The 7756-nt window shown below is 63.3% G+C and carries 9 protein-coding genes; 4 read left to right on the forward strand and 5 right to left on the reverse strand.

Annotated features, from left to right (window positions below; translation table 11 throughout):
* A partial coding sequence (locus EOA32_RS29905) for an FAD-dependent oxidoreductase (protein WP_189407475.1) occupies nucleotides 1-231 on the forward strand: 231 nt, incomplete at its 5' end.
* Here EOA32_RS29905 and EOA32_RS29910 read toward each other — a convergent pair.
* Genes EOA32_RS29910 through EOA32_RS29920 form a run of 3 tightly spaced genes read right to left on the reverse strand, consistent with a single transcriptional unit; the run spans nucleotide 195 to nucleotide 3041 of the window.
* Nucleotides 195-1268: an ABC transporter ATP-binding protein gene (locus EOA32_RS29910; protein WP_128373636.1), complete on the reverse strand. Its 1074-nt coding sequence runs from the start codon at nucleotides 1266-1268 to the stop codon at nucleotides 195-197. The genes EOA32_RS29905 and EOA32_RS29910 overlap by 37 nt on opposite strands.
* Nucleotides 1269-1305: 37 nt before the next feature.
* Nucleotides 1306-2127, reverse strand: a complete 822-nt coding sequence (locus EOA32_RS29915; protein WP_095782479.1) for an ABC transporter permease — start codon at nucleotides 2125-2127, stop codon at nucleotides 1306-1308.
* A complete protein-coding gene (locus EOA32_RS29920) occupies nucleotides 2124-3041 on the reverse strand; it encodes an ABC transporter permease (protein ID WP_095782478.1) in 918 nt (305 codons plus the stop codon). The genes EOA32_RS29915 and EOA32_RS29920 overlap by 4 nt, the downstream gene beginning before the upstream one ends.
* A gap of 62 nt (nucleotides 3042-3103) precedes the next feature.
* Between EOA32_RS29920 and EOA32_RS38895 the strand changes: the two genes are divergently transcribed.
* Nucleotides 3104-3253 (forward strand): hypothetical protein, encoded by a 150-nt coding sequence (locus EOA32_RS38895; RefSeq protein WP_189407477.1) that lies wholly within the window; start codon nucleotides 3104-3106, stop codon nucleotides 3251-3253.
* A gap of 78 nt (nucleotides 3254-3331) precedes the next feature.
* The gene (locus tag EOA32_RS29925; protein WP_128373633.1) at nucleotides 3332-4750 is read left to right on the forward strand and encodes an aminotransferase; all 1419 of its coding nucleotides are present in this window, start codon (nucleotides 3332-3334) and stop codon (nucleotides 4748-4750) included.
* 222 nt (nucleotides 4751-4972) lie between these two features.
* On the opposite strand, the gene EOA32_RS29930 is transcribed toward EOA32_RS29925, so the two are convergent.
* Nucleotides 4973-6175 carry an aromatic ring-hydroxylating dioxygenase subunit alpha gene (locus tag EOA32_RS29930; protein WP_128373634.1) on the reverse strand — a complete coding sequence of 401 codons (1203 nt, stop codon included), beginning with the start codon at nucleotides 6173-6175 and terminating at the stop codon, nucleotides 4973-4975.
* A 420-nt stretch (nucleotides 6176-6595) separates the two neighbouring features.
* Between EOA32_RS29930 and EOA32_RS29935 the strand changes: the two genes are divergently transcribed.
* On the forward strand, nucleotides 6596-7006 hold the full coding sequence (locus tag EOA32_RS29935; protein ID WP_095799859.1) for a hypothetical protein: 411 nt from the start codon (nucleotides 6596-6598) through the stop codon (nucleotides 7004-7006).
* Nucleotides 7007-7117: 111 nt separating this feature from the next.
* On the opposite strand, the gene EOA32_RS29940 is transcribed toward EOA32_RS29935, so the two are convergent.
* The coding region (locus EOA32_RS29940) for an ATP-binding protein (protein WP_128373635.1) at nucleotides 7118-7756 on the reverse strand (639 nt) is incomplete at its 5' end.

Here is a 7756-nt window from a genome sequence, read left to right on the forward strand (position 1 = left end):
GATGACCGCTGGAGCGGCGGCGCCTATAGCGATCTCATCGTCGACGTGACGGCAACGGATGCCGAGCGCACGATCCTTGCCGGCGCGCCGCCGATCCATTTTGCGTCGTCGGAAGTGTCGCCGTCCTTCCCCGCCTATGTCGAGGGCGCGATCGTGGCCGGACGCATCGCCGCCGGGAAGATTTTGGCGCGGCTTCAGTCCGCCATCGCCACCAGGGCCTCTGGGTCGTAGGCGAGACGGATCGGCGCGCCGACCGGAATGTCGTCGGCGCCGAAATCATTGGTCTCGGTCACCGAGAGCGGCTTTTCCAGCCCCGGGATCTCGACGATCAGATGCGTGATCTCGCCGAAATAGTGGCGCTCGACCACCTTGCCGGCGACCTCGAACTTGGCCGTCGCATTGTCCCAGAGCACGCGCAGCCGCTCCGGCCGGATACCGAGCGTCGCCGCGCCGCCGTGGCGGACGAAGGTCTTCGGCTTGTCGGTCCTCACACGCCCGAAGCCAAGCGTGTCGACAACCAAGGACGCGCCGTTCTCCTCGGCGATCTCGGCCTTGACGAAATTCATGCCGCCGAGGAAGTCGGCGACCTGGCGGTTGACTGGGCGCTGGTAGATTTCCTTGGGCGAGGCGACCTGCGCGATACGGCCGCCGAACATCACGGCGATGCGGTCCGACATGGCCAAAGCCTCATACTGGTCGTGCGTGACCAGCACGAAGGTGATGCCTACCGCCTGCTGCAGCCGGCGCAACTCGACCTGCATCTGCTCGCGCAGCTTCTTGTCGAGAGCCGATAGCGGCTCGTCGAGCAGCAGCACCTTGGGACGCATGACCAGCGCGCGGGCAAGCGCCACGCGCTGACGCTGGCCGCCGGAGAGCTCGGTGGCGCGGCGCTTGCCAAGGCTGGTCAGCGACACCTGCGCCAGCGCCTCCTCGACGCGGCGCTTTTCCTCGCCGCTTTGTAGTTTCAGCCGCTTCAGCCCATAGGCGACGTTCTGCTCGACATTGAGGTGCGGAAAGATCGCGTAGCTCTGGAAGACCATGTTGGTCGGACGCCGGTTGGCGGGAATGCCGTCCATCGGCTGGCCGTCGACGGCGATCGAGCCGCTGGTCGGCGTATCGAAGCCGGCGATCATGCGCAAAAGCGTGGTCTTACCGCAGCCGGACGGCCCGAGCAGCGAGAAGAACTCGCCCTCCCTGATCACGAGCGATGCATTGTCCAACGCCTTGAACGCGCCGTAGCTGCGCGTGACGTCGCGGATCTCGATCATGGCGCGATCGGAAATCGTTCGCTCGGACTGGACCCGCTCAAGCATAGAGGCCTCCCTCGTTCTGGGTGCGTCTCGCCGCGCGGCGGCGCAGGATCTCGGCAACGGTCATCAGCACGAAAGACGCCGCCAACAACAAGGTGCCGAGCGCCAGCACGCCGGGGAGCTTGGCCGCGAAGCGCAGCTGTCCCCAGATGTAGATCGGCAGCGTCGCCTCGGTGCCGGTGAGGAAGAAGGCGATGATGAACTCGTCGAGCGAGATGGTGAAGCAGACCAGCAGGCTGGAGACGATCGCTGGCGCCACCATCGGCAGCGTCACACGCCGGAAGGTGCCGAAGGCGCTTTCGCCGAGATCGGCGGAGGCTTCCTCGAGGCTGCGGTCGAAGCCTTCGAAGCCGGATGTCAGCACCGTCATCGAATAGGGAATGCAGACCAGCACATGCCCAAGCACGACCGTGAACAGCGACAGGCTCAAGCCCAGTTGCAGCATCACCAGGAGCATCGAGATGGCAACGATGACCTCGGGCAGCACCAGCGGGGCCATGATCAGCCCGTTGACGGTGCGGCGGCCGGGATAGCGGTAGCGGGTGATCGAACGGGCGGCGAGAATGCCGAACACGGTCGACAGGATAGCGGCCGAGGCGCCGACAACCAAGCTGTTCCAGGTGGCGTCGATCAGTGCCGGCGTGCGCGGCAGTTCCTGGTACCAATGCAGCGTGACGCCTGAGAGCGGGAATTTCGGCGTCGCCGCGGTGTTGATCGAGAAGATCGGCAGGAAGATCACCGGCAGATAGAGGAAGAGAATGTAGAGCGCGGCGTAGCTCGACAGCCAGCTTGGCAGGTAACGTCTGATCGCCGTCATCGCGCCAGCCTCTGCAGCGCGCGGATGACCAGCACCGCGGCGCCGGCCATCAGCGAGACGATGACCATGGTTGTGACGGAGAGTGCTGCGCCGAGCGGCCAGTTCGACGCCTTGCCGAATTGCGCCTGGATGGCGTTGGCGATCATCACGCCGTCTTTGCCGCCGACCAGCTTCGGCGTGACGTAGTCGCCGACGGTCGGGATCATGACGATCAGCGCCGCCGAGATGACGCCTGGCGCCGACAGCGGCAAGGTCACGCGCAGAAAGGAGCGCAGCGGCCCGTCGCCGAGATCGGTCGCCGCTTCGACCAGGGTGCGGTCGACCTTCTCCAGCGAAACGAAGATCGGCAGGATGGCGAAGGTCGCCCAGGCGTGAGTCAGCGTGATGATGACCGCGCTGGAATTGTAGAGCAGCGCAGTCGACGGCTCGTCGATGATGCCGAGGCCCATCAGGCCGGAATTGAGCACGCCGTTGTAGCCGAGGATCACCTTCCACGACATCACGCGCAGCAGGTAGCTGGTCCAGAACGGGATGGTGATGAGGAACAGCCAGAGGCTCTTCTGGCGGCCGCCATGGAAGGAAATGAAATAGGCGATCGGATAGGCGAGCAGCACGGTGAGCAGGCTGACCGTCAGCGAGATGTAGAGCGAGCGCCAGAGCAGGTCGCGGTAGATCGGCTCGGTCAGCGCGATCCGATAATTCTCCAGCGTGAATGTGTGGTCGATGGTCAGGTAGTCCTGCGTCCAGAAGGAATGGGCTATAACAACCAGGATCGGCAGGACGAGAAGGATGAGCGCGTAAAGGAAAGTCGGGCTGATCAGCGCAATGCCCTGGACGGCTTCCGACTGCAGAAGGGGACTTCGTCTGGCTCTCGCCATGCGCAGCGGGGGCGACCCTTCCGCGGCGGCCGTCATTGCAGCGCTCCGGGCGTGATTGCAGTTGCCGGCTCGGACTGTCCCGCCATACGGCCTTCCCATTGATCGGCGCCGACTGCCTGTTCCCAATTTATGTGCCCGGAGCGATCACTCCAGACTTGCCGGCTTTCTTTCATCATGAGCGCATCCGCCGATTGAAATCAAGCGCTATTTCTGCAATATTGATTGAATGGACATTCAAAATGAAGTGACGAAAAGCCGAATTTCCATGGCTTTCCGCTTCGTTTCATGTCTCTGGAAATCACCGCAACGGACCATGCGAGGCTAAGATGGCGGCTGCACGAGAGATCAAGGCGAGGGAAGTTGTCGAGCCCGGGGACGACGATGCGGTCGAGCTGGCCAAGCGCCATCTGGTCCAGCCCTGGCCCTATGCCGGTTCGGTCGGCGCCGAGGCACGGGCGCTGATCGGCGAGGGCGAGGACATCTACATCACCGACGCATCCGGCAAGCGGCTGATCGACGGTCCGGCCGGCATGTGGTGCATCAATGTCGGGCATCGCCGGGAGGAACTGGCAAGGGTGATGTACGACCAGGCGATGGCGCTGTCCTACAACACGCCTTGGTATACGATGAATGCGCCCTCAGCCGAGCTTGCGAGACGCATCGCCGATGCCGCTCCCGGCGATCTCAGTCACACCTTCTTCACCACCGGCGGCTCGTCGGCGGTGGAGACGGCGCTGCGCTTCATGCAGTTCTACAACAATGTGCGCGGCAGGCCGGAGAAGAAGCTGATCATCAGCCGCGGCGGCGCCTATCACGGCTCGACCTACCTGTCGGCCTCGCTCAACGGCCGCCCGCGCGACCGGCACTGGATGGATGGTGCCGACGAGCTGGTAATCAAGCTCTCCTCGCCCGATCCGTTCCGACGGCCGAAGGAGATGAGCATCGACGCCTTCACCGATTTCCTCGTCGACCAGTTCCGCGACACGGTCGCGCGCGTCGGCGCCGGTCGCATCGGCGCCTTTGTCGGCGAGCCGGTGCAAGCTTCGGGCGGCGTCGTCGTGCCGCCGGACGGATACCTGAAGCGCATCCGTGAGATCTGCCGCGAGAACGAGATACTCTATGTCTCGGACGAGGTGGTGACCGGCTTCGGACGGCTCGGCCATCTTTTTGCCTCGGGCGACGTGTTCGGCCTCGATCCGGACATGATCACCTTCGCCAAGGGGGTGACCTCGGGCTATTTCCCGCTTGGCGGCGTGATCATCTCCGAGCGGCTGCTGGAGGAACTGCGCCGCTCCAACCATCCCGATGCCCTGTTTGGCCATGGCCTCACCTACACCAGCCATCCGATCGGCTGCGCCGTCGCGCTGAAGAACCTCGATCTTTTGGAAGAGGGCGTGCTTCAGCATGCGCGCGAGATCGCGCCCTATTTCCAGGCGCGACTGAAGACACTCGAGGAACTGCCGCTGGTCGGCGAGGTACGCGGCGCCGGCCTGATGGCTTGCGTCGAATGCGTCGCCGACCGCGAGAGCAAGGATCCGCTGCAGCTCGACAAGGATGTGGGAAAACGTATCGACGCGCATTGCCATGAGCTCGGTCTCTTGGTGCGGCCGCTAATCAACATGTGCGTGATGTCGCCGCCGCTCATCATCAGCCGCGAGCAGATCGACGACATGGTCGCGATCCTGCGCGAAGGCATCTCGCGCACGATGGATGATCTGAGGAAGGAAGGCGTCTGGCGGGGGTGAGGGCCTTTCCCTCCCCGTTCCGCAGGGAGAAGGTGCCGAAGGGCGGAGAGGGGCGCCGAGGTCGACGATCAACCGGACCTGCAGCACTTCATCTGTTGGAGGTAAACCCCGCAGGCCGGCGGTGCCCCTCACCTGCCTGCTGTCCAACCCATAGATGGGTAACACTTTGAACCGGATACATAGGTAACAGTTCTTCCCCGTGGAACGGGGAGAGGAACGCTCTCACCCCTTCGACCGCAGCGTGTCGTTCAATCCCCACATGTCCTTTTCCTCCGGTGCGGTCTCCAAGTTCAGTACTGGCACCTGCCTGCGCAGATGGTCATGGTGGGTGCGCACGCCATATTCGAGGTCGGAGAGGTAGAAGCCCCCGAACGCCTCGGAGAGCATGGATTCGTTCGACCAGACAGAGAGCTGGACATCCTCGTTCATGGTGTCGCGGTCGATGCGGTAGGCAAGGTAGCGCGCCGCCGCCTGCTCCCGCGTCTCGTCCTTGTAGCGGTAGATCGCGCCGCGCAGCAGCGTCTCGCCGGTGGACAGCGGGAACTCCTGATAGAACTGCACCGATTCCGGCATGATCGACAGCGCGTTGTTGGGGAAGATGCCGTAATAGATCCAGGCTTTGCGCAGATACTCGGGCAGGTGCGTCGGCTCGGGCGCTATTTTGATGTACTGGTTGACGCTCCAGCGCCGCCCGGCATGCGGGTTGTAGGTGGCGAAGGACCGCGACACGCCGTTGACGAAGGGTTCGTCGAAATAGGTCGCGCCGTAGAGGTCCTGCAGCGCCGGATGCGCCATGGCGACGTGATAGCCCTCATTGTCGACGTCGCGCACCGATTTCCAGTTGACCGGTGATTTCTGGGTCCAGATGCCCAAGCACGGCACCATGTCGGCAACATTGTAATGGGCGATCTCCGCCTCGATCGGCTTCAAGAGTTCAGCCACGGAAGGCTGCGGGCCACCGTTGCGGAAGCGGATGAAGATGAAGCCCATCCAGACTTCGAGATCGAGCGGCATCAGCCCGAACTCGGTCTTGTCGAGTTCCGGGAAGGAGCGCGGACGGGCAGCCCCCCGCAGCGTGCCGTCGAGATTGTAGACCCAGCCGTGGAACGGGCAGATCAGCGCGTTCTTGCAGGTGCCCTGGCTGTCGGCGACGACGCGGCTGCCCCGATGACGGCACATGTTGTTGAAGGCACGCACGACGCCGTCCTTGCCGCGCACGATCAGCGCCCGCTCGCCGATGACGGCCATCGTCAGATAGTCGCCCGGATTTGGCACGTCGGAGACATGGCCGGCGATCTGCCAGTGATTGCGGAAGACGTATTCCTTCTCAAGCTCGAGAAGGGCGTTGGAGTGGTAACTCCACCCCGGCAAACCCCGCCGGTCCCAATCGTTGGGGATCGCCACGTCGCGCAGGTGCGGGTTCATAAGAATGCTCTCGTTTTGTTGAATGCTCATTCAATAAAAGCATATTTTCCATTAAAATGCAATGGCTTGTGAAAGTATGGAAATATCATGGCGACCGGCTTGCAGTCATCCGAGCCGAGAAAATCGCGGAAAATCCGAGCCTTAACCAGGAGTGCAAAACGGCGGTTCCAGCTTCGGATCCGCAGTTTGTGAGGGCACCGTTTCGACGCGCTTCGCGCATCGGACGATCGCAACAGCCATGCCAATTCTGCGCCTGTGTGAGGTCGCTTACAGTCCGCCGCATCCGACAGGAGCAAAAGGAACAGAAGCGATCCCCGTTCAGTCCTGTTACATGGGCCATCGCGCCCTATCATTCGGCTGTTACGTGGTGCGGTTAAGTTCGTTTCAAGGAAAAAAGAAAGATAACGAAGGGAACAGCCGATGTTTGCCAAAGTCCGGATCGCCGATGCCAGCCGCCGCTCTTATGGTCCCGAGCGCAATGATCGCCGTCCGAAGCTGGCGTTGCGCCAGCGCGCCAGCGACCATCCGATGACGATGTTCATGCTGCTGGGCGTTGCCGCCTTCGCTAGCATGGTGCTTGCGCCAGCCGCGGGTCCCGCTTTCGCCTCGATCAATCCTCCGGCCAATGTCGTGGAGGGCGCGCCGACGACGCTCAAAACCGCGCGCCTGCCGCAGTCGCAAGTCGAATTCGCCTGCAAAGGGCAGAGCTGGGGCGCCGAGAACGCCGAATGCCTGCGTGCCATTGCCGAGCAGTCCGGTCAGCACCGGGCCCGAGCTGTGCGTATGATCGCCAATGCCGCGCCGCTGACCGACACCCCGAATGTGTTTTAGGCTCCCCTGAGCGCACCCTCCGCGCTCCAGTCAGGCTCCCGCCGCAAAGTCGGTCGGGAGCCTCTTTTTCGAATCCGACGATATCCAGGTGAAGCCGCAGAGGGAGCAATTTCAGATGTCGGCGCCGTTGTCGGCCGCCGCGACATCGGCAACGGTCGCAAGGATGCCGCGGACGTCGAGCGTCGAGAAGGGCTTCTCCAGGATCTGCGGCCGCTGCTGCGGCGGCAGTGCCTCAATCTCGGCCTTGGCGCCGATGAGGTCGCCGGTGACCAGCACGAAACGCTGCGCCAGCCCCGGCCGTTCGGCCAGCAATTCACGGTAGATCGAGATGCCGCTGGTGCCCGGCATGCGCAGGTCGGAAAACACGATATCCGGCGGCATGTGCCCGCTCAGAACCTCGCCGGCGGACGTCCAGCTTGGCACGAGACGCGACTTGAGCCCCATGAGCTCCAATATGTCGGACAGCGAACCGGCGACGTCGGGCTCGTCGTCGATGATCAGCGCATGGCGCAGCCCGCTCGACCGCGCCGGACCCTCGCCGGCCTTTGCCGCATTGCCGACAATCGCCGGCAACTGGACGACGAAGCGTGCGCCGTGCGGCTGCACCTCTTCGAACCAGATGTTGCCGTTGTGACGCTCGACGATCGATTTCGAGATCGACAGGCCGATGCCGGTACCGACGCCGACCGGCTTGGTGGTGAAGTAGGATTCGAAGATGCGTGAGCGGATCGCATCGGGAATGCCGGGTCC

The sequence above is a fragment of the Mesorhizobium sp. M1A.F.Ca.ET.072.01.1.1 genome (assembly GCF_004023325.1).
Taxonomy (GTDB): domain Bacteria; phylum Pseudomonadota; class Alphaproteobacteria; order Rhizobiales; family Rhizobiaceae; genus Mesorhizobium.